This is a genomic window from Actinomycetospora sp. CA-101289 (assembly GCF_050955895.1).
Classification (GTDB): Bacteria; Actinomycetota; Actinomycetes; order Mycobacteriales; family Pseudonocardiaceae; genus Actinomycetospora.
Window position 1 is genome coordinate 4,741,262 of the sequence record NZ_CP192093.1, and the last position, 24,474, is coordinate 4,765,735.

The 24,474-nt window shown below is 75.4% G+C and carries 21 protein-coding genes and 2 tRNA genes; 10 read left to right on the forward strand and 13 right to left on the reverse strand.

From position 1 onward, the window contains the following. Nucleotides 1-10 precede the first annotated feature (10 nt). On the reverse strand, nt 11-1,183 hold the full coding sequence (locus ACQPX6_RS23740; RefSeq protein WP_433782939.1) for an acyl-CoA dehydrogenase family protein: 1,173 nt from the start codon (nt 1,181-1,183) through the stop codon (nt 11-13). 42 nt (nt 1,184-1,225) lie between these two features. Then, nucleotides 1,226-2,473 carry a glycoside hydrolase family 3 N-terminal domain-containing protein gene (locus ACQPX6_RS23745; protein ID WP_433782941.1) on the reverse strand — a complete coding sequence of 416 codons (1,248 nt, stop codon included), beginning with the start codon at nt 2,471-2,473 and terminating at the stop codon, nt 1,226-1,228. A gap of 67 nt (nt 2,474-2,540) precedes the next feature. On the opposite strand from ACQPX6_RS23745, the gene ACQPX6_RS23750 reads away from it, so the two are divergent. After that, nucleotides 2,541-3,476, forward strand: coding sequence for an alpha/beta fold hydrolase (locus ACQPX6_RS23750; protein ID WP_433782942.1), 936 nt, complete (start codon nt 2,541-2,543; stop codon nt 3,474-3,476). Between the two features lie 8 nt (nt 3,477-3,484). Here the strand turns inward: ACQPX6_RS23750 and ACQPX6_RS23755 are convergent, their stop codons facing one another. Together ACQPX6_RS23755 and ACQPX6_RS23760 are read right to left on the reverse strand one after the other, a co-directional pair. Continuing rightward, nucleotides 3,485-4,090, reverse strand: a complete 606-nt coding sequence (locus ACQPX6_RS23755; protein WP_433782944.1) for a class I SAM-dependent methyltransferase — start codon at nt 4,088-4,090, stop codon at nt 3,485-3,487. 77 nt (nt 4,091-4,167) lie between these two features. Then, nucleotides 4,168-4,452, reverse strand: coding sequence for a YggT family protein (locus ACQPX6_RS23760; RefSeq protein ID WP_433782945.1), 285 nt, complete (start codon nt 4,450-4,452; stop codon nt 4,168-4,170). A gap of 130 nt (nt 4,453-4,582) precedes the next feature. Here ACQPX6_RS23760 and ACQPX6_RS23765 point away from each other — a divergent pair, with 130 nt between their 5' ends. Beyond that, nucleotides 4,583-5,140 carry a GNAT family N-acetyltransferase gene (locus ACQPX6_RS23765; protein ID WP_433782947.1) on the forward strand — a complete coding sequence of 186 codons (558 nt, stop codon included), beginning with the start codon at nt 4,583-4,585 and terminating at the stop codon, nt 5,138-5,140. A 19-nt stretch (nt 5,141-5,159) separates the two neighbouring features. After that, nucleotides 5,160-5,534, forward strand: coding sequence for a DUF952 domain-containing protein (locus ACQPX6_RS23770; RefSeq protein ID WP_433782948.1), 375 nt, complete (start codon nt 5,160-5,162; stop codon nt 5,532-5,534). 47 nt (nt 5,535-5,581) lie between these two features. On the opposite strand, the gene ACQPX6_RS23775 is transcribed toward ACQPX6_RS23770, so the two are convergent. The 4 genes from ACQPX6_RS23775 to ACQPX6_RS23790 form a co-directional block, all read right to left on the reverse strand. After that, nucleotides 5,582-5,655, reverse strand: a tRNA-Met gene (locus ACQPX6_RS23775). Between the two features lie 62 nt (nt 5,656-5,717). Further along, nucleotides 5,718-5,791 (reverse strand) — tRNA-Met (locus ACQPX6_RS23780). 93 nt (nt 5,792-5,884) lie between these two features. Further along, the gene (locus ACQPX6_RS23785; protein WP_433782949.1) at nt 5,885-8,890 is read right to left on the reverse strand and encodes a UPF0182 family membrane protein; all 3,006 of its coding nucleotides are present in this window, start codon (nt 8,888-8,890) and stop codon (nt 5,885-5,887) included. Between the two features lie 116 nt (nt 8,891-9,006). After that, the gene (locus ACQPX6_RS23790) at nt 9,007-10,050 is read right to left on the reverse strand and encodes a YlbL family protein (RefSeq protein WP_433782950.1); all 1,044 of its coding nucleotides are present in this window, start codon (nt 10,048-10,050) and stop codon (nt 9,007-9,009) included. Between the two features lie 124 nt (nt 10,051-10,174). Between ACQPX6_RS23790 and ACQPX6_RS23795 the strand changes: the two genes are divergently transcribed. Beyond that, entirely contained in the window at nt 10,175-11,644 is a 1,470-nt protein-coding gene (locus ACQPX6_RS23795) for a zinc-dependent metalloprotease (RefSeq protein ID WP_433782952.1), read from the forward strand. A gap of 1 nt (nt 11,645) precedes the next feature. Here ACQPX6_RS23795 and ACQPX6_RS23800 read toward each other — a convergent pair whose 3' ends face one another. After that, nucleotides 11,646-12,245: a M48 metallopeptidase family protein gene (locus ACQPX6_RS23800; protein WP_433782953.1), complete on the reverse strand. Its 600-nt coding sequence runs from the start codon at nt 12,243-12,245 to the stop codon at nt 11,646-11,648. Nucleotides 12,246-12,378: 133 nt separating this feature from the next. Between ACQPX6_RS23800 and ACQPX6_RS23805 the strand changes: the two genes are divergently transcribed. Next, nucleotides 12,379-13,467, forward strand: a complete 1,089-nt coding sequence (locus ACQPX6_RS23805) for a hypothetical protein (protein ID WP_433782955.1) — start codon at nt 12,379-12,381, stop codon at nt 13,465-13,467. Nucleotides 13,468-13,509: 42 nt separating this feature from the next. Next, nucleotides 13,510-14,826: an ABC1 kinase family protein gene (locus ACQPX6_RS23810; RefSeq protein WP_433782956.1), complete on the forward strand. Its 1,317-nt coding sequence runs from the start codon at nt 13,510-13,512 to the stop codon at nt 14,824-14,826. A 100-nt stretch (nt 14,827-14,926) separates the two neighbouring features. Here the strand turns inward: ACQPX6_RS23810 and ACQPX6_RS23815 are convergent, their stop codons facing one another. The 3 genes from ACQPX6_RS23815 to ACQPX6_RS23825 all read right to left on the reverse strand — a co-directional run bounded on the left by ACQPX6_RS23815 (nt 14,927) and on the right by ACQPX6_RS23825 (nt 17,869). Continuing rightward, a complete protein-coding gene (locus ACQPX6_RS23815) occupies nt 14,927-15,241 on the reverse strand; it encodes a WhiB family transcriptional regulator (RefSeq protein WP_433788341.1) in 315 nt (104 codons plus the stop codon). Nucleotides 15,242-15,413: 172 nt separating this feature from the next. Beyond that, nucleotides 15,414-15,611, reverse strand: a complete 198-nt coding sequence (locus tag ACQPX6_RS23820) for a hypothetical protein (protein WP_433782957.1) — start codon at nt 15,609-15,611, stop codon at nt 15,414-15,416. A gap of 149 nt (nt 15,612-15,760) precedes the next feature. Further along, nucleotides 15,761-17,869, reverse strand: a complete 2,109-nt coding sequence (locus ACQPX6_RS23825; RefSeq protein ID WP_433782959.1) for an ATP-dependent DNA helicase UvrD2 — start codon at nt 17,867-17,869, stop codon at nt 15,761-15,763. 99 nt (nt 17,870-17,968) lie between these two features. Here ACQPX6_RS23825 and ACQPX6_RS23830 point away from each other — a divergent pair, with 99 nt between their 5' ends. Genes ACQPX6_RS23830 through ACQPX6_RS23845 form a run of 4 tightly spaced genes read left to right on the forward strand, consistent with a single transcriptional unit; the run spans nt 17,969 to nt 23,401 of the window. Then, nucleotides 17,969-18,928, forward strand: coding sequence for an ATP-binding cassette domain-containing protein (locus ACQPX6_RS23830; RefSeq protein WP_433782961.1), 960 nt, complete (start codon nt 17,969-17,971; stop codon nt 18,926-18,928). Then, complete coding sequence (locus ACQPX6_RS23835) at nt 18,925-19,755, forward strand: ABC transporter permease (protein ID WP_433782962.1); 831 nt, start codon at nt 18,925-18,927, stop codon at nt 19,753-19,755. The genes ACQPX6_RS23830 and ACQPX6_RS23835 overlap by 4 nt, the downstream gene beginning before the upstream one ends. Nucleotides 19,756-19,803: 48 nt before the next feature. After that, nucleotides 19,804-23,118, forward strand: coding sequence for a proline dehydrogenase family protein (locus ACQPX6_RS23840; RefSeq protein ID WP_433782963.1), 3,315 nt, complete (start codon nt 19,804-19,806; stop codon nt 23,116-23,118). A gap of 28 nt (nt 23,119-23,146) precedes the next feature. Continuing rightward, entirely contained in the window at nt 23,147-23,401 is a 255-nt protein-coding gene (locus ACQPX6_RS23845) for a mycoredoxin (protein WP_433782965.1), read from the forward strand. A gap of 16 nt (nt 23,402-23,417) precedes the next feature. On the opposite strand, the gene nudC is transcribed toward ACQPX6_RS23845, so the two are convergent. Beyond that, nucleotides 23,418-24,470, reverse strand: coding sequence for an NAD(+) diphosphatase (gene nudC, locus ACQPX6_RS23850; RefSeq protein ID WP_433788342.1), 1,053 nt, complete (start codon nt 24,468-24,470; stop codon nt 23,418-23,420). Nucleotides 24,471-24,474 lie beyond the last annotated feature (4 nt).

Consider the following 24,474-nt stretch of genomic DNA (forward strand, 5'->3'; position numbering starts at 1 on the left):
TGTGGACTCCCTACCGGGGCAGGCCGAGCACGCGCTCGGCGACGATGTTGCGCTGGACCTGGGACGAGCCGCCCCAGATGGTGACCGACCGCGACCACATGGCCTGGTGCTGGAACGGCGTGAGGTCGACGTCGGGACGCGGGGCGGCGAGCGACGCCTCCGGGCCGAGCACGTCGTCGAAGGCCTCCCAGAGGTCCTGGAACGTCTCCGACCACTGCAGCTTGGTCATCGACGACTCGGCGCCGAGGTCCCGGCCCTGCTCGACCTGGGTGAGGATGTGCATCGCGTGGTAGCGCAGGCACTCCAGCTCCACCAGGCAGTTCGCCAGCTTCTGGCGCGCCACCGGGTCGTCGGAGCGGCCGAAGTGCCGGGCCTGCTCGACGATCTCGTCGTACTGGCGGCGGAACTCGGTGTACTGGCCGACGCCCGAGGCGCCGCGCTCGAAGCTCAGCAGCAGCATCGCGGTGCGCCAGCCGTCGCCGATCTCGCCGAGGCAGTCCTTCGCCGGCACCCGGGCGTCGGTGAAGAACACCTCGCCGAACTCGCTGGCCCCGCTCATCTGCTTGAGCGGGCGGGCCTCAACGCCGGGCTGGTCCATGTCGATGAGCAGCATCGACAGGCCCTTGTGCCGCTCGGAGCCCGGCTCGGTGCGGACGATCGTGAAGATCTTGTCGCCGTGCATGGCGTTCGTGGTCCAGATCTTCTGGCCGTTGACCACGAAGTCGTCGCCGTCGCGCACGCCGCGGGTCGAGACCGCCGCGAGGTCCGAGCCGGCGCCGGGCTCGGAGAAGCCCTGGCACCAGATGACCTCGTTGCGCAGCATCGGGCCGATGATCTCGGCGCGCTGCTCGGGCGTGCCGATCGCCATGATCGTGGGCGCGAGGAAGGTGAGGCCCAGGACGTTGACGGTCTGCGGGGCGCGCGCCCGCACCGTCTCCTCGTCGTAGATGGCCTTCATCCCCGGCGTGCCGCCGCGGCCGCCGTACTCGGTCGGCCACTGGATGCCGGAGAAGCCCGCGGCGGTCTTGCTGGCCTCCCACTCGCGCCGGAGCCGGAACGACTCGTCGCTGTCGAGGGACTCCCAGAAGCCGGGCACCGTCCACTCGGCCGGGATGTTGTCCGCGAGCCAGGTCCGCAGCTCCGTGCGGAACTGCTCCTCCTCGGCGGTGTAGCTCAGGTCCACGCCGCCAGACTGGCAGAAGCTCCAGGCCGGTGCAGGACAGGACTACCCGCCGGTAGGAGACTCCGAGCACCGCACGAGGCCGCGCGCCGACTTCAGCGTGAGGATGCGCCGCGCGCTCTGCTCCAGACGCCCCGAGAACTCCGGGTCCCCGTCCGCCTCGCGGGCCAGCGCGGTGACCATCGGGTCCACGTCGGCGGCGCGCACGGTCAGCACCTGGTCTCCGCCCGCCTGGACGAAGCGCACGGCCCGCTCGCCCACCGGGACGTCGGCGAGCGCCGCGGCCGCGCCGACGTCGTCGGTGGTCACCACCCCGTCGAACCCGAGCCGGCCGCGCAGGAGGTCGGTGACGACGGTGCGGGAGAACAGCGCCCGGTCGTCCGGGTCGATGCGCGCGTAGACCGCCGAGGACATCATCACGACGGGCGCGCCCGCGGCGATGCCCGCGCGGAACGAGTCGAGACCCGGGTCGTCGACCGTGGTGACCTCGTCGGCGGCGTCGCCGAAGTCGGTGTTGTCCCGCACCCGCCCCAGGCCCGGGAAGTGCTTGAGCGTCGTGGCCACGCCGCCCGCGTCCATCCCCTGCACGAAGGCGGTGACGGCCGCGCCCACACGCTGCGGGTTCGTGCCGAAGCCGCGGTCGAGGGCGCCGACCGGCGCGTTGTCGTCGCCGAGGGCCGGGTCGACGACGTCGGCGACGGGCGCGAGGTCGAGGGTGACGCCGGCGTCGGCCATCTCCCGGGCCCAGCCGCGGGCGTCGTCGCGCAGCCCGGCGACGTCGCGGCCCTGCGTCGCCGCGGCCGGGATGCGCGAGAACCCGTCGCCGGCGAGGTCCTGCACGCGCCCGCCCTCCTGGTCGGTCGCGATCGTGACCGGGATGGGGGCCGTCTGCTGGATCTCCCGCACGGTGGCGGCGACCTGGTCGCGGGAGGCCTCCCCGCCCGCGGCGTCGGTGAGGATCACCCCGCCGACGCCCCGGGCCAGCGCCGCGCGGCCGCCGGCCGTCAGCCCGTCGGCGGGCACCCCGGCCATGACCAGCTGCGCGGCGCGCTCGCGGACGTCGAGTCGGCGCAGCACGCCGTCGACGCAGGCGGCGGCCGGGTCGACGGGCGCGGCTCCCGTGGCGGGCGCCGAGCGAGCGGCCGGCGGCGCGGAGGTGGGGATCGCGGGCGGTGCGGTGGGCTCGGCGGGCTCCTGCGCGCACGCGGCGGGGGCGAGGGCCAGGGCCGCCGCGAGCGCGACGATCACCACACGAGCAGGGGCGGGGGTGTCCCCGCGGCGGGCACCGGGCATCGTGCCGGGATTGTGCCGTACGGCCGGGGGGCACCACTGCACCACCTGGATTCGGAGGACGACGCCGGTGAGCACCACACGCCAGACCCGCACGCTGCACGGTGCCCGCATGTCCTACGTCGAGGCGTGCCCGGACGCCGTGCGCGACGAGGACCCCGAGGTCGTCGTGCTGGTGCACGGCATCGCCGGCAGCGCCGAGACCTGGACGCCCGTCCTGCAGGAGTTCGAGCGCACCGGGTGCGACCGGCTGCTGCTCGCCCCCGAGCTGCTGGGCCACGGCGAGTCCGCAGGCGTCGGCGGGGACTACTCGCTCGGTGCCTACGCCAACGGGCTGCGCGACCTGCTCGCGGTGCTCGGCCACCGGCGGGTCACCGTCGTCGGGCACTCGCTGGGCGGCGGGGTGGCGATGCAGTTCGCCTACCAGTTCCCGGAGATGTGCTCGCGGCTCGTGCTCGTCTCCTCGGGCGGGCTCGGGCGCGGGGTCAGCCCGCTGCTGCGCCTGGCCTCGCTGCCCGGCGCGGAGTGGGTGCTGCCCGCGCTCGCCTCGTCGGGGCTCCTCTGGCTCGGCGCGCGGGGCCTGCAGCTGGCCGCGGCACTGCCGGCGCTCACCGAGCACTCCGTGTCGCTGCGCGAGACCGCGCGGCACGCCGCGTCGCTGACCGAGCGCGCCCACCTCGACGCCTTCGTCGACACCGTGCGCGCGGTGATCGGCCCGGGCGGGCAGCGCGTCAGCGGCACCGACCGGCTCTACCTGACCGAGGGCCTGCCGACGATGGTCGTGTGGGGCGCGCGGGACCCGGTGATCCCGGTGGGCCACGCCCGCCGCGCCGAGACGCTCATCCCGCACGCGCGCCTCGAGCTCTTCGAGAAGGCCGGGCACTTCCCGCACTGCGACGAGCCCGACCGCTTCGCGGCGCTGCTCACCGAGTTCTGCGACGCCACCGCGCCCGCCGACCTCGACGTGACGAGCATCGGCCCCCGGGTCGCCGCGCGGGGCGCCTGAGCAGCGGCCTACGCGCCGTCCGGGCGCGGGTGCCGGCACTGGTAGGCCAGCGCCGGGGGCAGGTTGCGCCACACCGTCGGCGTGACGTGCACCTCGGCGAAGCTCTCCTCGAGCACGCCGCGGAACCGGCGCTGGGTGGGCAGCACCCGCACGTGGCTGTAGGCGAACGTGGTGAACGGGGCGCCGGGGGCCAGGACGCGGGTGACCTGCTCCATGATCCCGCGCTGCGCCGACTCCGGGAACAGCGTCCACGGCAGCCCGCTGACGATCGCGTCGACGCGGTCGACCCCGACGTCGGCGAGCAGCTTCTGCAGGTCCGCCGCGTCGCCCTGGACGACCTCGAGCCACGGCCGCGTGCGGCGCAGGTGCTCGACCATCCCCGGGTCGATCTCGACGGCGATGTGGCGCGCGCCCTCGGGCAGGCGGCGGCGCAGCGCGGCACTGACCACCCCGGTGCCCGGTCCGAGCTCGACGACCACCGGGCGGCCCTCGGCGGGGGCCACCGAGGCGAGGAGGTCGGACAGCGCCCGCCCGCTGGGGGCCACCGCGCCGATGACGCCCGGGGAGCGCACGGCGGAGGAGATGAAGGTGACGAGGTCGCGAACGGGACTCACAGGCGACACAGTGGCAGCTCCGCGCGCTGATCGCCCACTCGGGAGGGCCCGGGTGGGCGCACGTCTCGGCCCAGATCTCAGCGCGGGTCGACCACGCGCATGAGGATGAAGGTCACCAGCAGCAGGATCATGATCGACAGATCGAGGCTGACGTTGCCGATGCGCACCGCGGGGATGATCCGGCGCAGCAGCTTGACCGGCGGGTCGGTGACCATGAACAGCACCTCGAGCCCGGCGGCGGTGCCCCCGACGGGGCGCCAGTCGCGGGCGAAGCTGCGCACGATCTCGACGACGAGCCGCCCCACGATGAACAGCCACAGCAGGAAGAGCGCGTAGTAGACGACCAGCAGGACGGGCTCCATGGCACCAGGGTGCCTGACGTGACGCGTTCCCGGTCACGCCGGGCTCCGCGGGGTGGCGGGTCCGCTCCCGGCCGTCGCCGCCACCGGCTACGGTCGCTGGTCGGTCGTCGGGTCGCGGGATGGAGGTGTCGTGGTCATCCTGGTGCCCGTCGACGAGCGGCTGACCGCCCCCGGCGCGCCCGGCCTCGCCGAGATCGGCACGGCGGGCGTCGAGACGCTGGTGGAGGCCGTGCTGCGCTCCGAGACCGAGGCGCCCGACCCTCCCGGCAGCGCGCCGGCCGCCCGCGACGACGTCCTGCACCCGCGCACGTTCCTGGCCGTCGACCCGCAGAGCCGCCAGGTGGTGGGCACGTGCGGCTTCCGCGGCCCCGTGCGCGCGGGGCGGCTCGAGATCGCCTTCTGGACGTTCCCGCCCTTCGAGGGCCGCGGTTGGGCCACGGCGATGACCCGGGCGCTGGTGACCCGCGCGTTCACCGATCCCTCGGTGCACACCGTCGTCGCCCACACGCTGGCCGAGCGCACCCCGGCGGGCAGCGTCCTGACCGCCAACGGCCTCGTGCGCGTGCAGGCCCGCCGCCGCGACGAGTCCGGCCCCGACGGGGCCGTGCGCGGCAAGGTGTGGCGCTGGGAGACCCACCGGCCGGCCCGGGCGGACATCCCCGCCGCGGCGTCGTCGATCCGGCGCTGAGCCCCGGGAGCACCGCGCCGTGATCCTCCACCTGTGCACGCGCGACGAGCTCGCCGTGGCGCAGGAGCAGGGCGCGCGCCGGCCGCCCTCGCTCGACGAGGTCGGGTTCGTGCACTGCTCCGACCCCGGCACCGTGCACCTGCCGGCCTCGCGCCTCTACGCGGGGCGCACCGACGTCGTCGTGCTCGTCGTCGACCCCGCCCGGCTCGCGGCCCACGGCGTGGCGGTGCGCTGGGAGCCCGGTGTCAGCAACGGAGGTGGCGAGGACCCGCGGGGGCCGTGGTTCCCGCACGTCTACGGCCCGCTCGTGCTCGACGCCGTGGTGGCGGTGCACGACCTGGTGCCCGAGGCGGACGGGACGTTCCGCCCGCCGCTGCCCGTGACCCGGCGATGACGTGACGACGGCCCCCGACCGTGTGGTCGGGGGCCGTCGTCGTCGCGTAGCGGGGACAGGATTCGAACCTGTGACCTCTGGGTTATGAGCCCAGCGAGCTACCGAGCTGCTCCACCCCGCGCCGTGCCCGTGGCCCTGGGCTGGGGATCCCGCTGTCCGGAACGATCTCCGGCACCGGTGTCGTAGCGGGGACAGGATTCGAACCTGTGACCTCTGGGTTATGAGCCCAGCGAGCTACCGAGCTGCTCCACCCCGCGCTGCGTTGTGGCTCCCACGGTACACACCGCCCCGCGGCGGCCCCGGGGCGGGGGGTGAGCCCTCCAGAGCCCGGCCCACCCCCGCCGCGGAGATCAGCCGCCGGTCGGCGTCGCGGCCGCGCCGGTGGCGTTGCGGAACCGCTGGATGGCCGCGTCGAGGGCCGCCTCGGCGTCCCCGATGCCCCGGTAGTCCCGGGCCGCCTGGGCCTGGGCGAGGCGGTCCAGGGCGTCGTTCATGCCGGTGACGGCCTCGGAGAGCTCGGGGCTCAGGGCCTGCCCGGGCACCCCGGACGGCAGCGGACCGCCACCGGTGTTGGCGCCGGGCGTGGCCTGCGACGGCTGTGACGGCGTCGGGCCCAGCCCCGGGACCGTCAGTCCCGGCGGCAGCGGGACGCCCTGGAACGCGGCCTGCAGGGCGCCCTGCAGCGTCGGCGCGTAGCCGATGTCGCCGTTGTTGAAGCGGGCGATGACGCCGAACAGCTGCGGGAACGAGGTCTGCGCGTTGCGCTCCACGTAGATGGGCTCGACGTAGAGCAGCCCGCCGGCCACCGGCAGCGTCAGCAGGTTGCCGTACTGCACCTGGACCGGCGTCCCCGACTGGCGCAGCGGGAACAGCCCCTGGTTGACCGAGTTGCTGGTCAGCAGCTCCGCCTGGACCTGCTGGGGACCCTGGGGTCCACGCTGGTCACCGGTGAGCTGGGCCGGCAGCTCGAGCACGGTCATCTGGCCGTAGGTCTCGGGCTCCGAGCTCACCGACATGTACGCCGAGAGGTTCGGTCGCGAGAGGGCCAGCAGGGTGCTCGTCATCTGGAACTGGGTGTCCGGGATCGCGCCCGGCCGCGGGTCGCCCGCGAGCAGGTAGTACGGCGGGATCGACGCGTTGCTCTCGCGCGTCGGGTCCTCCGGGATCGTCCAGAAGTTCTGCGTCGAGAAGAAGTCGCGCGGGTTCTCGACGTGGTACCGGGTCAGCAGCTCGCGCTGGACCTTGAAGATGTCCTCGGGGTAGCGGAAGTGCGCCCGCAGGCTCGGGCTGATCTCCGACGCCGGCCGCACGACGTCCGGGAAGACGCCCATCCACGTCTTGAGCACCGGGTCCTGCTCGTCGATCTGGTACAGCTTCACCTCGCCGCTGTACGCGTCGACGGTGGCCTTCACCGAGTTGCGCATGTAGCCCGCCGAGCCCGCCGGCGTGGCCGGGCGCAGCGAGTCGCTGGTGGCCTGGCCGAGGTCGACCTGCTGGGCGTACGGGTAGCGCGGCAGCGTCGTGTAGCCGTCGACGATCCACTGCAGGCGCCCGTCGACGACCGCGGGGTACGGGTCGACGTCGGTGCGCAGCCACGGCGCGACCTTCTCGACGCGCTCGATCGGGGTGCGGTTGTAGATGATCCGCGAGTCGCTGCCGATGGAGCCGTTGAACAGGATGTTCCGCTCGCCGTAGGCCGCGGCGAAGATCAGCCGCTGCGCCCAGTTGCCCAGCGAGACGCCGCCGGGGCCGGTGTACGCCGACGCCGGCCGGCCCGGTCCGTCGAACTCCCGCGGGGCCAGCCCCGGGTTGCCGCCGACGATGGCGTAGTCGTCGGTGCCGCCGAGGAACTCGCCGTAGTAGATGCGCGCGCCGTCGGGGCTGATGTTGAACGGCCCGGGGTTGCTCGAGTCGCTCACGTCGAACGCGGGCAGACCGCCCTGGCTGGCCTCGGCGTTGCTGGGCACGTTCACCCGGTCCGCCGGCGCGGAGACGATGCCCTGGCCGTGGGTGTAGACGAGGTGGCGGTTGATCCAGTCCTGCTGGTTGCCGATCAGCGCGTCCGGGTTGATCTCCCGAGCCGCCAGGACGAAGTCCTGGCGCTGGTCGCCGATCGGGTATCGGTCGATGTCGAGCTGTGGGGAGAACGCGTAGAAGTTGGTCAGCTGCTGCTGGACCGCGAACGTCCGGTTCAGGCGCGACGGGTCCTGGATGCGGATGTTGTTCAGCGTCGCCTGGCTGTTGGCGACGTCCTGCGGCGGCACCGCGGCGTTGCCCGCGGCCGACGCGACCTGCGGGGCGTAGGGGATGACGCCGACGTTGTTGAGCGCGAAGGCCTGACGGGTCGCCGCGATGTTGCGCGAGATCGAGTCGGCCTCGCGGTCGATGGCGTTGGGGCGCACCGAGAACTGCTCGAGCACCGCGGGCCACGCCGCACCGACCAGCACGCTGGAGAGCACCAGCAGGGCCAGCGCGATCGCCGGGATCTGCAGGTTGCGCAGCACCACCGCGGAGAAGAACGCCGCGGCGCAGATCAGCGCGATGATCAGCAGGATGAGCTTGGCCGGCATCGCCGCGTTGAGGTCGGTGTACGTGGCGCCGAAGAAGTTGGCGCCGCCCTCCGCGGCCTTGCGGTCCGAGAACAGCAGCTCATAGCGGTCGAAGAAGTAGGCGACGGCCTTGAACAGCACGAACGTGCCGACCAGCACCGCGAGGTGGGCCCGCGCGGCCGGGGCGACGGCACCGTTGCGGCCGGCGAGGCGGATGCCGCCGAAGAGGTAGTGCGCCACCAGCGCGGCGACGAAGCTCACCGCGATCGCGACGAACAGCCAGCTCAGCAGCCACCGGTAGAACGGGAGCTGGAAGACGTAGAACGAGATGTCGTGGCCGAACACCGGGTCCTCCACCCCGAACGGGGTGGAGTTCAGGAACAGCTGCACGGTCTGCCAGTCGGCCTGCGCCGAGAGGCCGGCGATGAGCGCGACGACCGCCGGGATGCCGATCGCGAACCAGCGCGGCCGGGCGAGCACGACGGTGCGGTAGCGGGCGACGGGGTCCTCGGCGCCGGCGCCGGCGACGGGCACGAACACCGGGCGCACCCGGTAGGCGATGACGAGGTTGAGCGCCAGCAGGCCGCCCATCAGCAGCGCGGCGACGACGAACTGCAGCACGCGCGTCCACAGGATCGTCGTGAAGACGCCGCGGAAGCCGACCTCGCCGAACCACGCCCAGTCGACGTAGACGTCGACCAACCGCGCCCCGCCGAGCAGCACGACGAGCGCCACGGCGGCGACGATCAGCAGCGTCTTGGTCCGTCGCGACAGCTGGGGGGTCGCCGTCGGGGGCCGGTTGGCCACGGGGTCACACTCCTGGGTGGGTCCTGCGCAGGCGCAGAGCCGCGCGTGCGGACGCCACTCTACGAACACCGTGTGGGATCGCCGTGGCCCGGCATGTCCGGATCCGTGGCGACCCGTCAGCAGGGTGCCGGCGGACGGCCCTCGCGGACGGCCTGCAGCGCGGTGATCCCCTCGGACAGCGTGCCGACCCGGGCGAGCTGCAGGCCCTCGGGCGCCGCGGTGACCGCCTCGGCGCAGTTGCCCGCCGGCACGAGGAACACCGTCGCCCCGTCGTGCCGCGCGGCGTCCATCTTGAACTGGATCCCGCCGATGTCGCCGACGCGGCCCAGCGCGTCGATCGTCCCGGTGCCGGCCACCACGTGCCCGCCGGTGAGGTCGCCGGGCGTGAGCTTGTCGACGATCGCCGACGCGAAGATCAGCCCGGCCGACGGGCCGCCGACGTCGCCGAGGCTGATGTGCACGTCCACCGGCGAGTCGACGATGTTGGTCGGGGTGACGCCGAGGAAGCCGCGCGGGTCGCCGTCGGGGCGGGCCGCGGCCACCACGCGCACGTCGGTGCGCGGTCCGGGCGCCCCGAGCGGCCCGCGCTGCACCGTGACGGTGACGGTCTGCCCCGGACGCGTCGGCGCCAGCGCGTCGACGACCTCCTGCGGCGTGGTCACCGGGCGCCCGTCGACGGCGACGATCCGGTCGCCCGGGGCCAGCAGCCCCGCCGACGGCGAGCCGTCGAGCACGGCGCCGACCTGCACCGCGGTCGGGTAGCCGAGGTAGCGCAGCGCCGCGGCCTCGGCGTCGGTCTCGGACTGGGCGAACTGGCGGGTGTTCTCCTGGTCGACCTGCTCGCTCGAGCGCCCCGGGGGGTAGACCGACTCGCGCGGCAGCACCTGCTCCTCGCCGGACGCCCACATGACCATCGCGCCGAACAGGGTCACCTGCGTCGTCACCGCGACCGTCGTCATCCGCAGCTGCCCGCCCGCCGGGTAGACGGGCACGGGCCCGTTGACCTCCACCACGGTGCGGCCGTCGGCGCCGGAGCCCAGGACGTCGAACGTCGGGCCGTCGCCGAGCGCCACGAACGGCACGCGGACCGTCGCGCCGAGCAGCCCGAGCACCCCGGCCAGCACGAGTCCGAGCGCCAGGGTCGCGCGCAGCCGGGTCACGGGCGCAGAGGGTAGTGATCGGGTGTGTGCTTCCGGTCCGGGGCCGGGCGCACCGACCTGTGCATTCGCCGTGGGCGTGCGCGCGCGACCCCGATCAGCCCTGCGTCCGCGTACCGTCGGCACCATGAGTGACCTGCCCTTCGGCTTCGGGCCGTCCGACCCCGACGACGAGTCGTCCCGCCGCTCCGGCTCCGAGGGTTCCGGCCCGGGAGGCCCCGGTGGCCAGGGAGGCTTCGGCGGCGGCATGGGCTTCGGCCTGCCCGGCATGGGCGGTCTCCCCGGTGGCGCCGGCGGCCCGGGCGGCTTCGACATGGGCCAGCTCGGTCAGATGCTCACCCAGCTCGGGCAGATGCTGTCCCAGTCGGGCGGGCCGGGCGCCGAGGGGCCGGTCAACTACAAGCTGGCCACCCAGATGGCGCACCAGCAGCTCGGCGCCGAGGGCGGGACCGCGCCGACCGCGGAGCAGCAGCGCGCGGCCGAGGAGTCGGTGCGCCTCGCCGAGCTCTGGCTCGAGGACGCGACCACGCTGCCCTCGGGCACCTTGCAGGTCGCCGTCTGGTCGCCCGCGCAGTGGATCGACACGACGATGCCGACCTGGCAGCGGCTGTGCGACCCGGTCGCCCGCCGCGTCGCCGGCGCGTGGGTCGACGGCCTGCCCGAGGAGGCCCGCCAGATGGCCGGGCCGATGCTCGGGATGATCTCGCAGGTCGGCGGCATGGCCTTCGGCTCGCAGCTCGGGGCCGGGCTCGCGCAACTCGCCCAGGAGGTGCTCAGCTCCACCGACGTCGGCCTGCCGCTCGGCCCGGAGGGCACCGCGGCGCTGCTGCCGAAGGCGGTCGCGACGTTCACCGAGGGGCTCGACCGCCCCGCCGGCGAGGTGCTCGTCTTCCTCGCCGCACGCGAGGCCGCGCACCAGCGGCTGTTCGGCCACGTCCCGTGGCTGCGCCAGCGGCTGCTCGCCACCGTCGAGGAGTTCGCGCACGGCATCACCATCGACACCTCCCGCATGGAGGAGCTGGCCCGCGAGGTCGACCCCACCAACCCCGAGTCCCTGCAGCAGCTCATGAGCTCGGGGATGTTCGAGCCGCAGACCACCGAGTCGCAGCGCGCGGCCCTGCGCCGCCTCGAGACGCTGCTCGCCCTCGTCGAGGGCTGGGTGGACGTCGTCGTCGCCGACGCGGTGGGCGACCGCCTGCCCGGGGCGGGCGCGCTGGGCGAGACCCTGCGCCGCCGCCGCGCCTCCGGTGGGCCCGCCGAGCAGACCTTCGCCACGCTCGTGGGGCTCGAGCTGCGCCCGCGCCGGCTGCGCGACGCCGCCGCCCTGTGGCGCCGGCTCACCGACGAGCGGGGCATCGACGGCCGCGACGCCGTCTGGGCGCACCCGGACCTCATCCCCACCGCCGACGACCTCGACGACCCGTCGACCTTCCTGGCGGGGCGCGGTCGCGTCGCGGGCGGCGCGGCGTCCGAGGACGCGGAGAGCTTCACCGACCTCGACGACCCGCTCGCCCGGCTCGAGGCCGAGATGAAGGCCGAGCAGGAGAAGCCGGGCGGGGAGCCGGGCGAGGAGCCCGGCGAGGGCAAGGCCCCGTAGGTCAAGCCTCGTCGGCGTCGTCGGTGCCGGTGATCTCCAGACCGGCACCGGCGGAGAGCCCCTCGAGGTAGCCGATCGCGCGCTCGCTGCGCGGGTAGGCGGCCTCGGCCGCGCGGAACGCGGGCCCGTGGTGCGGCTCGCGCAGGTGCACCAGCTCGTGGACGAGCACGTGGTCGAGCACCCAGCCCGGCACCTCCCGGAGGCGCTCGCTGATCCGGATCGTGCCCTCGGTCGGCGTGCACGACGCCCAGCGCGTGCGCATCGGCGCCGTCCAGCGCACCGACGCCGGGCGGGGCCAGGCACCGTCGGGCGCGATCGGGTCGAGGTGGGCGCGCGCGAGGGCGTCCGCGCGGGCCGCGAGGTCCGCGTCGCCCGCGCGGCGCCCGGGCTTGCGGCGGGCGTCGCTGCGCTCGAGGCGCTTGAGTGCCTCGTCGACCCAGTGCCGCTCCTCGGCCCGCGACATCGACGCCGGGATGCTGACGACGACCGTCGCGCCCTCGCGGCGCCACGAGACCGTGCGCCGGCGCCGGGCGCTGCGGCGCACCTCGACCTCCGGGCGATCCGGGCGCTCGGAACGCTCCGGGGGACGGGGGTCGGGCACGGGACGAGCGTAGGCGTGCGCCGCTCCGGCCCGGTGGTGCGGGAGATGCTCCGGATTCCGGAGCATCTCCTCTGGCCGAGACGTCCTCGACGGGAGCGGGATCCGGACGGGCCCCTGCTGCGTCCAAGCCGGTGTGCTCCCAGCTCCCGAGACCCTCCCCGCTCCCCCGCCCGCCCGCGCCGCCCTCGTCGCTGCGCCCGACCTGCTGCCCGACCCGGCACTCCCGGCGCGCCCCCGCCTGCGCCACCCCGCCCTGCACCGCGCGCCCGACGTGCTGCAGTTCGGCGCCGACCCCGCCGGCGCGCTCGTCGTCGACGGCCTGACCCCGCCGCTGGCGCGGATGGTCGACGCGCTCGACGGCTCCCGCCCGCTGGCCCGCGTGCTGGCCGACGCCGTCGCCGCCGGGGCGTCGCCCGCGGCCGCGCGCTCGCTGCTCGAGCGCCTGCACGCCGCGGACCTCCTCGCCGTGCCCGAGCACACCGACGCCCTGGCCGCGGCCCGCGTCGTGGTGCAGGGCAGCGGGCGGGTGGCGGTGGCCGTGGCGTGCCTGCTGGCCGTGGCCGGCGTGGGGCGCGTGCTCGTCGAGGCCGCCGGCACGGTGGTGCGCGAGGACACGGGTACCGGCCTGCTCGCGGCCGACGTCGGACGGCCCGCGCAGCTGGCCGTCGAGGAGGCCGTGTCGCGCACCGCGGGCCGTCCCGTGCCCGACCGCCGGCCCGGCGCGCGCCGCGGTGCCACCGCCCGCGCCGACCTCGTCGTGCTCGTCGACGCCGCCCGCCCCGACCCCGTCGCGGCCCACCGCCTCGTGCTCGACGGCCGCCGTCACCTGCCGGTCGCGGTCGCCGACGGCGCGGGGTCGGTGGGGCCGCTCGTCGTCCCCGGGCGCACGGCGTGCCTGCGCTGCGAGGACCTCGTGCGGGCCGAGGAGGACCCCGCGTGGCCCCGCGTGGCCGCCGAACTGAGCGCCCGGCGCACGCCCGCGTCCCCGGCGGCGGCGACGGCCACCGCGGCCCTCGCCGTCACCGAGGTGCTGGCGCTGCTGCACGGGGCGACGCCGGCGTCGTGGGGCACGGCGCTGCACCTCGGGGCCGACGGCACCCGCAGCGAGCGTCCGGCGCGTCGTCACCCGGGCTGCGGCTGCGACGCGCTGGGTCCCCGGGGACGCCCGGAGGTGCCGCGCGTGACCGTCCCCGCGGCGCGCGGGCTGGTCGGGGTCGCGTGACCTGACCGCGCCCCGCGCCCCGCGGCGGGGGAGAATGGAGCCGTGCCCGACGACATCCCCCGGAGATCGGTCCAGCGGTCCGCGCGGCTGGCCTCGCTGCCGCTGGGCTTCGCGTCGCGGACCGCCGCCGGGTGGGGTCGACGCCTCGCCGGGGGCGACCAGGGGGAGATCTCCGCCGACGTCGCCCGCAAGGGTGCTGAGCAGCTCTTCGCGGTGCTGGGCGAGCTCAAGGGCGGGGCCATGAAGTTCGGCCAGGCCCTGTCGGTGTTCGAGGCCGCGGTGCCGCCCGAGCTCGCCGAGCCGTACCGCGAGGCGCTCACCCGGCTGCAGACCGCCGCGCCGCCGATGCCCGCCGCGCGCACCCACCGCGTGCTCGCCGAGCAGTTCGGGCGCGGCTGGCGCGACCGCTTCCGTGAGTTCGACGACACCCCCGCGGCCGCCGCCAGCATCGGCCAGGTGCACCGCGCGGTCTGGCACGACGGCCGCGACGTCGCGGTGAAGGTGCAGTACCCGGGTGCGGACGAGGCCGTCATGGCCGACCTGCGCCAGCTGCAGCGGTTCAGCCGCATGGTGCAGCCGCTCGTGCCGGGCATGGAGATCAAGCCGCTGCTGGCCGAGCTGCGCGACCGCATGGCCGAGGAGCTGGATTACCGCGACGAGGCCGACGCCCAGCGGGCGTTCGCAGCCGCCTACGACGGCGACGAGCACGTCGTCGTCCCGCGGGTCGTGGCGTCGGCGCCCAAGGCGATGGTGTCGGAGTGGATCTCCGGTACGCCGCTCTCGGCGATCATCCGCTCCGGCGAGCCCGAGGAGCGCGATCGCGTCGGGATGCTGCTCTCGCGGTTCCACTTCTCCTCGCCGGAGCGCGTCGGGCTGCTGCACGCCGACCCGCACCCCGGCAACTTCCAGCTCCTGCCCGACGGGCGGCTGTGCGTCATCGACTTCGGGGCCGTGGCCCGGCTGCCCGACGGGCTGCCCTACGAGCTCGGGCACATGCTGCGGCTGGCCGTCGAGGACCGGGCCGAGGAGCTGCTGGAGCTGCTGCGCGAGCTCGGCTTCGTGCTCCCCGGCGTCGACATGGGCTCCGACGAGGCGATCACCTACCTCGGGCCGCTGACCGACCCGTTGCGGACCGAGAAGTTCCACTTCACGCGCGCGTGGCTGCGCGGGCAGGCCGAGCGGCTCGGCGACCTGCGCCGCCCCGAGTTCACGACGGGGCGCGGGCTCAACCTGCCGCCGCAGTACATGCTCGTGCACCGCGTGACGCTCGCGTCGGTGGCGGTGCTGTGCCAGCTCGACGCCGAGATCCCGCTGCGCTCGGTCTTCGAGCAGTGGCAGCCGGGGTTCAAGGCGGCCTGACACCCGGGTCCGGGGCCCGGTGCGCACAGCACGCGCACCGGGCCCCCTCTCCCCCTCGTGGGGGTCTCGGGCCGGGGCTCTCCCCGGCGATCGGGCAGGTTCAGGCCACGCCCGCGGCGGCCCGGGCCGCGGCGAGCTCGGCGTCCCGGGCGAGGTCGGCCTTCGACGGCCGGCCCCGGGGCCGCTTCCGGGCGATCACGGCACCCCGGTCGAAGATCTCGCCGCCCCAGACCCCGCAGTACTCCCGCCGCTCCAGCGCGCCCGCCAGGCAGGCCCGCCGCACGGGGCAGTCACCGCAGAGCTCCTTGGCCCGCTCGAGGTCGGAGGGGGCGTCGGAGAACCAGAGGTCCTCCTGCGCCCGCCGGCACGGCAGGTCGACGAAGGTCAGCGCGTCGAAGAGGTCGAGGTCGGGGATCTCGGGAGCGGGCGGGGGGGCGAGTCCGACGGGGGACACGGTCTACCTCCGGTGGGCGGGTCGGCGGGGGCCGGGAGCCGCGGAGGTCCGTCGTCGGTGCGGAGACGACGAAGGCCGCGGTCCCTGGAGCGGGTCCGCGGCCTCGTGGGTCGTACCGGTGGGTTCCTGGTGCTCAGGGGCTCCACCGTCGAGGCGCGGACGGTCGCTGCGGGTCGGTCGGGAGGTCCAGATCGCGCTGGCGCAGGCGGGCGCTCTGCTGGAGCAACCCCTGCGGCTCGCACACGACGACGACGCCGTGGAACGGCGCGACCGCGTACGAGGGCCAGCCCGCGACGGGGCGACCGGTGCCCGCGAACGTCACGATGTCCATCTCGACGGGCCCCCTTCCTGGCGCCTCGTGCGGTGTCCTGCCCGACCGGCAGCCTCGTGCGCCGGTGTGCGTTCGACCGTAGGGGGACCTCCACACCGCGGGCAACGTCTTTTCCGGCGATTTCCTCGGACGGCCCGGAGCCGGTCCCCCTATGACGCGTGCTCGCGCAGCAGGGTCAGGACCTCGGTGCCGTAGCGCTCGAGCTTCGACGACCCGATGCCCGGGATCGCGACGAGACCCGAGGGGTCGTGCGGCCGCTGCTCGGCCAGCGCGATCAGGGTGGCGTCGGTGAAGACGACGTAGGCGGGCACCGAGCGCGCCTTCGCCTCGGTGGAGCGCCACGACTTGAGCGCCTCGAGCAGCGACTCGTCGATGTCGGAGGGGTGGGTGCTGCAGCGCCCGAGCTTGGTCGACGCGGGCTCGGTGAGGGGCTTGCCGCAGATGCGGCAGACCGGCTTGCCCCGGGCGCCGCCGCCGTCGCGGCCGGTGGGCACGCGGGCGGCCGGGTGCTCCTCGGGCACGAGGCCGTAGAGGAAGCGGCTGCGTCGTCGCGACCGGCGCCCGCCCGCCGAGCGCGACAGCGCCCACGACATCCGCAGGTGCACCCGGGCGCGGGTGACGCCGACGTAGAACAGCCGCCGCTCCTCCTCGATCGCGGCGTCGTCGCCGTCGGCGTGCTGGATCGGCATCGTCCCGTCGGTGAGCCCGACGAGGAACACGGCGTCCCACTCCAGGCCCTTCGCGGCGTGCAGCGACGCCAGCGTCACGCCCTGCACCGTCGGCGGGTGCTGGGCCTGCGCGCGGGCGGTGAGCTCGGCCTGGAACGCGCCGAGGTCGGCATCGGGGACGCTCGCCACCAGCTCCTCGGCCAGCTCGGCGAGCGCCCGCAGCGACTCCCAGCGCTGGCGCGCGGCGCCCTGCCCGGCGGCGCCCGCGGGGGGCTCGGTGGTGAGGCCCTGCTCGCCGAGCACCGCGCGGACCAGCGACACCATGCCGGGGCCCACGGCGTCCGCGGGGGCGCGCGCCGCCGCGGTGCGCAGGGCCGCGACGGCGGTGCGCACCTCGGTGCGCTGGAAGAAGCGCTCGCCGCCGCGCACCTGGTAGGCGATGCCGGCGTCGCCGAGCGCCTGCTCGTAGACCTCCGACTGCGCGTTGACCCGGTAGAGCACGGCGATCTCCGCCGGCGGCACGCCCTCGTCGATCAGGTCGCGGATGGCGCCGGCGACGGCCACGCCCTCGGCGGGCTCGTCGTCGTGCTCGGAGAAGTCCGGCGCCGGGCCGGGCGGGCGCTGCCCCTCGAGGCGCAGCCGGGACCCGGCGGCGCGGCCGCGCGCGGCGCCGATGACGGTGTTGGCCGCCGCGACGACCTGCGGGGTGGAGCGGTAGTCGCGCACCAGGCGCACGACCGTGGCCTCGGGGAACGTGCGCGGGAAGTCGAGCAGGTAGGACGGGCTGGCCCCGGCGAACGAGTAGATCGTCTGGTTGGCGTCGCCGACCACCGTCAGGTCGTCGCGCCCGCCGAGCCAGGCGCGCAGCAGACGGTGCTGGGCGGGGGTGACGTCCTGGAACTCGTCGACGACGAAGCAGCGGTAGCGCTCGTGGAACTCGTGCGCGACCTCGGGGTGCTCCTCGAGCGCGGCGGCGGTGTGCAGCAGCAGGTCGTCGAAGTCGAGCACCTCGGCGCGGTTCTTCAGCGCCTCGTAGGTGCTGTAGACCTGCGCCACCTGCTCGGCCGGCGCCGGCACGTCGCGGGCGTCGCGGGCGGCCGCGGCGGCGTAGTCGTCGGCGGGCACGAGCGAGGCCTTGGCCCACTCGATCTCGCTCGCGAGGTCGCGCAGCGACTCCCGCGTCGTGGGCGCCCCGGCGCGCTGGGCGGCCTGGCCGACGAGGCGCAGCTTGCCCTCGAGCACCTCCCACGGCGCGCCGCCGACGACGCGCGGCCAGAAGTAGCGCAGCTGGCGCAGCGCGGCGGCGTGGAACGTGCGCGCCTGCACCGGGGGCTGCCCGGGCCCGTCGACGCCGAGGGCGCGCAGCCGCGTGCGCATCTCCCCCGCCGCGCGGGCGGTGAACGTCACCGCCAGGACCTGGCCGGACCCGACGTGCCCCGACGCGACGAGGTGGGCGATGCGGCGCGTGATCGTGCGGGTCTTGCCGGTGCCGGCCCCGGCGAGCACGCACACCGGCCCGCGCGGCGCGAGCACCGCCTCGCGCTGCTCGGGATCGAGACCCTCGGTCGCCGCGTCCTCTCTCCTGCCCACCCCGCCATGCTCTCAACACGGCCCGACGGCCGGGGCGCGGACGGGTCGGTCCCCGAAATCCGTACGACGACTGTCGGACCCCCGTGCCACGGTGGACGAGTGCCACCAGCCATCGAGGCCGAGGGTCTCGTCAAGCGCTTCGGCGCCACCACCGCGCTCGCGGGCGCGAGCCTGTCCGCGGCCGAGGGCACCGTGCTCGGGGTGCTCGGGCCCAACGGGGCGGGCAAGACCACGGCGACGCGGGTGCTCGCCACGCTGCTGGCGCCCGACGAGGGACGTGCGACGGTCGGCGGCTACGACGTGCGCACCGAGCCGCACCGGGTGCGCACGCTGATCGGGCTCACGGGGCAGTACGCGGGCGTCGACGAGGCGCTCACCGGCGTCGAGAACCTCGTGCTCATCGCCCGGCTGCTCGGCCAGTCCCGCGCGGAGGCCCGCGTCCGGGCCGCCGCCCTGCTCGAGCAGTTCGGGCTCACCGACGCCGGTGGGCGCGCCGCCCGCACCTACTCGGGCGGCATGCGCCGCCGGCTCGACCTCGCGGCGTCGCTGGTCGGGCGCCCGCGCATCCTGTTCCTCGACGAGCCCACCACGGGGCTCGACCCGGTCAGCCGCAACGAGTTGTGGGGCATGGTCCGCACGCTCACCGACGACGGGGTCACCGTGCTGCTCACCACGCAGTACCTCGAGGAGGCCGACCAGCTGGCCGACGACATCGTGGTCATCGACCGCGGGGCGGTGGTGGCCACCGGCACGCCCGACGAGCTCAAGGCCCGCGCCGGCGCCGCCGTGCTGCAGATGCGGCCCACCGCGCCCGAGCAGGTGCCGGTCGTGGTGCGCGTCGTCGGCGACCTCGCCGGCGCCGTGCCCACCGTCGAGCACGGCACGGTGTCGGTGCCCGCGGGCGACGAGGCGCTGATGCCCGCCGTGGTCCGCCGGCTCGACGACGTCGGGGTGCGCCTCGCGGAGCTGACGCTGCGCCGGGCCACCCTCGACGAGGTCTTCCTCGCCCTCACCGGCCACCGCGCCGAGGCCACCGAGAACGCGAAGGAGGCGGTGTGAGCACCACCCGCGACCTGCCCGGCACCGCGGCGCCGGCGCCGGCGGGCGACGCGCCCCGGCGGGTCACCCCGGCGCAGTGGGCGTCCCAGTCGGTCACCATGGCCTGGCGCAGCATCGTCCAGATCAAGCACAACCCCTCCGAGCTGCTCGACCTGTCGATCCAGCCGATCATGTTCGTGCTGCTGTTCACGTTCGTATTCGGCGGTGCGATCGGCGGGTCCACCGACGCCTACCTGCAGTTCTCCCTCGGCGGGCTCATCGCGCAGAACGCGCTGTTCCTCACCGTCTACACGGCCACCGGGCTGGCCACCGACCTGCAGAAGGGCACGTTCGACCGCTTCCGCAGCCTGCCGATCGCCCGCTCCGCGCCGCTGACGGGCCGCATCCTCGGCGACGTGCTGCGCCAGCTCTGGTCGCTGGTGGTGCTGCTCGCCGTCGGGGTGCTCCTCGGGTTCCGCATCACCACGAGCCCGCTCGCCGTCGTCGCCGCCTTCGGGCTGCTCGTGGCGTTCACCGTCGCGTTCTCGTGGACGTCGGTGCTGCTCGGCGTGCTGGCGCGCGACCCGGAGAAGGTGCAGATCTACGGGTTCACGGTGCTGTTCCCGCTGACGTTCGCCAGCAACGCCTTCGCGCCCACCGAGACGATGCCGAGCTGGTTGCAGGCGTGGGTCTCGATCAACCCCGTGACGCGGATGGCCGACGCCCTGCGCGGGCTGCTCGTCGGCGGGCCGGTGGCGGCCAACGCCGTCGCCACGCTGCTCTGGGGCGTGGCCTTCGCGGCAGTGTTCGGCCCGCTGGCGGTGTGGGCGCTGCGCACCCGCGTCTGACGGGTCGCACGGGGAGACCGGAGGCGTCGCGAGGGCCACCATGGAGACATGACCGAGCAGCTCGCACCGGCCCCCGGGAGCACCGGCATCCCCGACGACCTCGTCGAGCGGGCGGTCGCCCGGGCCGACCAGTGGGCCCGCGCCGGGTCCGCGGAGACGGCCACCGGGCCGTCGGCGCAGCTCGCGGCGCTCATGCACGACCCGGCGGGCGTCGACTTCACGCTGCGCTTCGTCGACCGCGTCGCCCGCCCGGCCGACGACCACGCCGCGGCGCGCGAGCTGGCGCGGCTCGCGGGGCCGGGCGCGCCGCTGCCGGCGTTCGTCGGCGGGGCGGACAAGGCCCTGCTGCGCGCCGGGGCGGCGCTGGCGCCCCGCGCGCCGCGGGTCGTGGTGCCCCTGGCGCGCCGGCGGCTGCGGCAGCTGGTCGGGCACCTCATCGTCGACGCCGACGGGCGCGGCCTGACCCGGCGCCTGCAGGAGGCCCGCGACGAGGGCTTCCGGCTGAACCTCAACCTGCTCGGCGAGGCGGTGCTCGGCGACGACGAGGCCGACCGGCGCCTCGAGCGCACGATGGAGCTCCTGCGCCGCGGCGACGTCGACTACGTGTCGGTCAAGGCGTCGTCGGTGGCGAGCCAGCTCGTGCCGTGGGACCTCGAGGGCAGCCGCGACCGGCTCGTCGAGCGCCTGACGCCGCTGTTCCGCCTGGCCCGCGACACCGGGTCGTTCGTCAACCTCGACATGGAGGAGTACAAGGACCTCCACCTCACGGTCGCGCTGTTCACCACGCTGCTGGCGCGCCCGGAGTTCCACGACCTGCCCGCGGGGATCGTGCTGCAGGCCTACCTGCCCGACGCGCTCGGCGCCCTCGAGGAGCTGGCCGCCTTCGCCCGCGAGCGGACCGCGACGGGCGGCGCGCCGATCAAGGTGCGGCTGGTCAAGGGCGCCAACCTGTCGATGGAGCAGGTCGACGCCGAGCTGCACGACTGGCCGCAGGCCCCGTACGCCACCAAGGCCGAGGTCGACGCGAACTACGTGCGGCTGCTCGACCGCGCGATCGGCGGCGACCTCGTCGACGCGCTGCGCCTCGGGGTCGCGAGCCACCACCTGCACCACGTCGCGCTGGCCGTCGAGCTCGCCGCCGCCCGTGGGGCCGAGCGCCAGGTCGACGTCGAGATGCTGCAGGGCATGGCGCCGGCGCAGGCCCGGGTGGTGGCGCGCGACGTCCGTGAGCAGCTCGTGCTCTACACGCCCGTGGTGCACAGCGGCGACTTCGACGCCGCCGTCTCCTACCTCGTGCGCCGGCTCGAGGAGAACGCGTCGCCGGAGAACTACCTCTACGCGCTGTTCTCCGACGCGGGCCCGGCCTCGTACGAGGACCGGTTCCGGGCGTCGGTGCGCGACCGCGACGCGGTGGCCGCGACGCCCCGGCGGACGCAGGACCGGGCGACCGAGCACGTCGAGCTCCCCGACCGCTTCCGCAACGAGCCCGACACCGACCCCTCCCTGCCGGCCAACCGCGCCTGGGCGCTGCGGGCCATCGCGACCGACCCCCCAGCGGTCCGCGAGCCCGAGCTCACCGATCCCGCCGCCGTCGACGCCGTCGTCAACCGGGCCGCCGGGTCCTCCTGGGGCGAGCGCGCCCCCGCCGAGCGCGCCGCGGTGCTGCGCGAGGCGGCGCGGGCCCTGGCCGCCGCGCGCGGGGACCTGCTGACCGTGATGGTCGGCGAGGCCGGCAAGACGATCGCCGAGGCCGACCCCGAGATCTCCGAGGCCGTCGACTTCGCGGCGTACTACGCCGACCGCGCCCAGGAGCTCGATGGTGCCCCGTTCACCGCGGACCGGGTCGTCGTCGTCACCCCGCCCTGGAACTTCCCGATCGCCATCCCGCTCGGCGGCTGCGTCGCGGCGCTCGCGGCCGGCGCGTCGGTGGTGATCAAGCCGGCGCCGCAGGTGCGGGCGTGTGCCGAGGTCGGCGTCGCCGCCCTGCACCGCGGCGGCATCCCCGCCGACGCGCTGCAGCTCGTGCACACCGACGAGGGCGACGCCGGGCGGCGGCTGGTCACCCACCCCGCCGTCGACCACGTCGTGCTCACCGGGGCGTCGCAGACCGCGGCGCTGTTCCGCTCGTGGCGCCCCGGCCTGCGCCTGGTGGCCGAGACCAGCGGCAAGAACGCGCTGGTCGTCACGCCCAGCGCCGACCCCGACCTCGCGGTCGCCGACCTCGTGCGCTCGGCCTTCGGGCACGCCGGGCAGAAGTGCTCGGCGGCGTCGCTGGCGATCCTCGTCGGCCCGGTCGCCTCGACCCGGACCGCGGCCGGCCAGCGGTTCCACCGCCAGCTCGTCGACGCCGTGCGCACCCTGCGCGTCGGCCGGGGCAGCGACCCGTCGGTGACGATGGGCCCGCTGATCGGGCCGCCCGGCGCGGAGCTCGAGCGGGCGCTGACCCGGCTCGACCCGGGCGAGCGCTGGCTCGTCGAGCCCCGGCGCCTCGACGCGACCCTGTGGACGCCGGGCGTGAAGGAGCCCGTGGCGGCGGGGTCGTGGTTCCACCGCACCGAGTGCTTCGGGCCGGTGCTGGGGCTGGTGCACGCGGCGACGCTGGACGAGGCGATCGAGGTGCAGAACGCCACCGGCTACGGGCTCACGGGCGGCCTGCACGCGCTCGACCCGGACGAGATCGCGCACTGGACCGAGCGCGTCGAGGTCGGCAACGCCTACGTCAACCGCCACATCACCGGCGCCATCGTGCAGCGACAGTCGTTCGGGGGCTGGAAGGGCTCGGTCGTCGGAGCGGGCGCGAAGCCGGGCGGCCCCAACTACGTCGCGCAGTTCGGGACGTGGCACGACGGCGCCCTCGATGCGCTGCCGTCGGCGCCGCTCTCGCCGGCCGTCGCCGGGGTGCTGGCGGACGCGGCCCCGGGCTTCGCCGCCGACGACCTGACCTGGCTGCGCGCGGCGGCCGGGTCGGACGCGGCGGCGTGGCGCGACGAGTTCGCCGTCGAGCACGACCCGACGGGCCTGCGGGCGGAGGCCAACGTGTTCCGGTACCGGCCGCTGCCGTCGCTGCGGCTCGTGGTGGCGTCGGACGGCACGGCGCGCGACGTGCTGCGGGTGCGGCTCGCGGCGGCCTGCGCGGGCGTGCCACTGTCGGCGATCGGGCCGGACGACGTCGACCCCGGTCCCGCCGAGCGCCTCCGTGTCGTCGGGACCGCGCCCGAGGCGCTGCGGCGCGCGGCGGCGTCGGCGGGCGCGTCGCTGCTGGACGCGCCGGTGGTGGCCGACGGGCGCCGGGAGTTGCTGACCGTGCTGCGTGAGCAGGCGATCAGCCGCACCCGGCACCGCTTCGGTCACGTGGAGGACTGAAACCGGGCCGTGATGCGTTGGACCGGACATGGCGCAGATGACGATGTACACGACCAGCTGGTGCGGCTTCTGCCGACGTCTGAAGATGCAGCTCGACCGCGAGGGCATCGGCTACGACGAGGTCGACATCGAGCGCACGCCCGACGCCGCGGAGATCGTGATGAAGGTCAACGGCGGCAACCGCACCGTGCCGACCGTCGTCTACCCCGACGGCAGCGCGGCGACCAACCCGAGCTTCGGCGAGGTCAAGGAGACCCTGGCGCGCGTCGAGGCCGCCTCCTAGTCGTCCCGAGCCCGCCTCAGCCGGCGGCGGCCCACGCCTCGAGCATCGCGCGGGCGATGGACACGCCGCCGGGGAGGATGAGCTCGCGCCCCGCCCCCGCCTCGAACGCGGTGCCCCCGACGCCCTGGGCACCGCGCGCGGCGCCGTCGCGGTGCGACCACTCCCCCGCGTCGAGCGCGGCCTGCAGCTCGGTGCGGGTGACCCAGCGGGCGCTCTCGATCTCGCCCTCCTGGAGCTTGATGGGCTGGTCGGGGTCGGCGACGGCCGCGAAGCCGATCATCAGCGACCGCGGGAACGGCCACGGTTGCGACCCGAGGTACGAGACCGTGTGCACGTCGACCCCGACCTCCTCGGCGCACTCGCGGGCGACGCACGCCTCGAGCGACTCGCCGGCCTCGACGAACCCCGCCAGCACCGAGTAGCGGCCCGCCGGCCAGATCGGCTGGCGGGCGAGCAGGACCTGGTCGGCCCCGTCGTGCACCAGGCAGATCATCGACGGGTCAGTGCGCGGGTACTCCTCGTGGGAGTGCGCGGTGCACAGCCGCGCCCACCCCGACTTGATCGGGTACATCTCCGAGCCGTCGCGGGCGCAGAAGCCGTTGCGCTCGTGCCAGTTCAGCAGCGCGACCGCGGTGGTCAGCAGTCCCGCGCCGCGGGCGTCGAGGTCGGCGCCCGACGAGCGCAGGTCGGTCCAGTTCTCGTGGTCCGGCCCGCCCCCGCTGCGCGCCCACTGCTCCTCGGTGAGGAACCCGGACCCCGCGTCGTTCCCGTGCGCCTCGGCGGGGTCGGGGACGCGCAGCGCCCAGTAGGCGGTGCCGTCCTCCTCGCCGAGCAGCACCGCGCCCTCGGGCACCGCGGCCCCGACCTGCGGGGACGCGGCGAGGGTCAGCGCGAGGGTGCCGTCCTCGCCACGCTCGACCGGCGTGCGGCCGTGCGGGTCGACGAGCACCACCTGCGCCTTCGGCCACAGGGCCGCCACGTGGTCGGCGTCGACGCGCAGCTGCTCGCGGCGGTCGACCGTCGAGCGCGACAGCGCCGGGTCGGCGTCGAGGTGGAACGCGGCGCGCAGGTCG

Bases quoted from the DNA above. Each gene is read 5' to 3' on its own strand.
- ACQPX6_RS23845 (WP_433782965.1), top strand. From the start codon at position 23,147: ATGGCGCAGATGACGATGTACACGACCAGCTGGTGCGGCTTCTGCCGA.
- ACQPX6_RS23745 (WP_433782941.1), bottom strand. From the start codon at position 2,473: ATGCCCGGTGCCCGCCGCGGGGACACCCCCGCCCCTGCTCGTGTGGTG.
- ACQPX6_RS23840 (WP_433782963.1), top strand. From the start codon at position 19,804: ATGACCGAGCAGCTCGCACCGGCCCCCGGGAGCACCGGCATCCCCGAC.
- ACQPX6_RS23795 (WP_433782952.1), top strand. From the start codon at position 10,175: ATGAGTGACCTGCCCTTCGGCTTCGGGCCGTCCGACCCCGACGACGAG.
- ACQPX6_RS23760 (WP_433782945.1), bottom strand. From the start codon at position 4,452: ATGGAGCCCGTCCTGCTGGTCGTCTACTACGCGCTCTTCCTGCTGTGG.
- ACQPX6_RS23820 (WP_433782957.1), bottom strand. From the start codon at position 15,611: ATGGACATCGTGACGTTCGCGGGCACCGGTCGCCCCGTCGCGGGCTGG.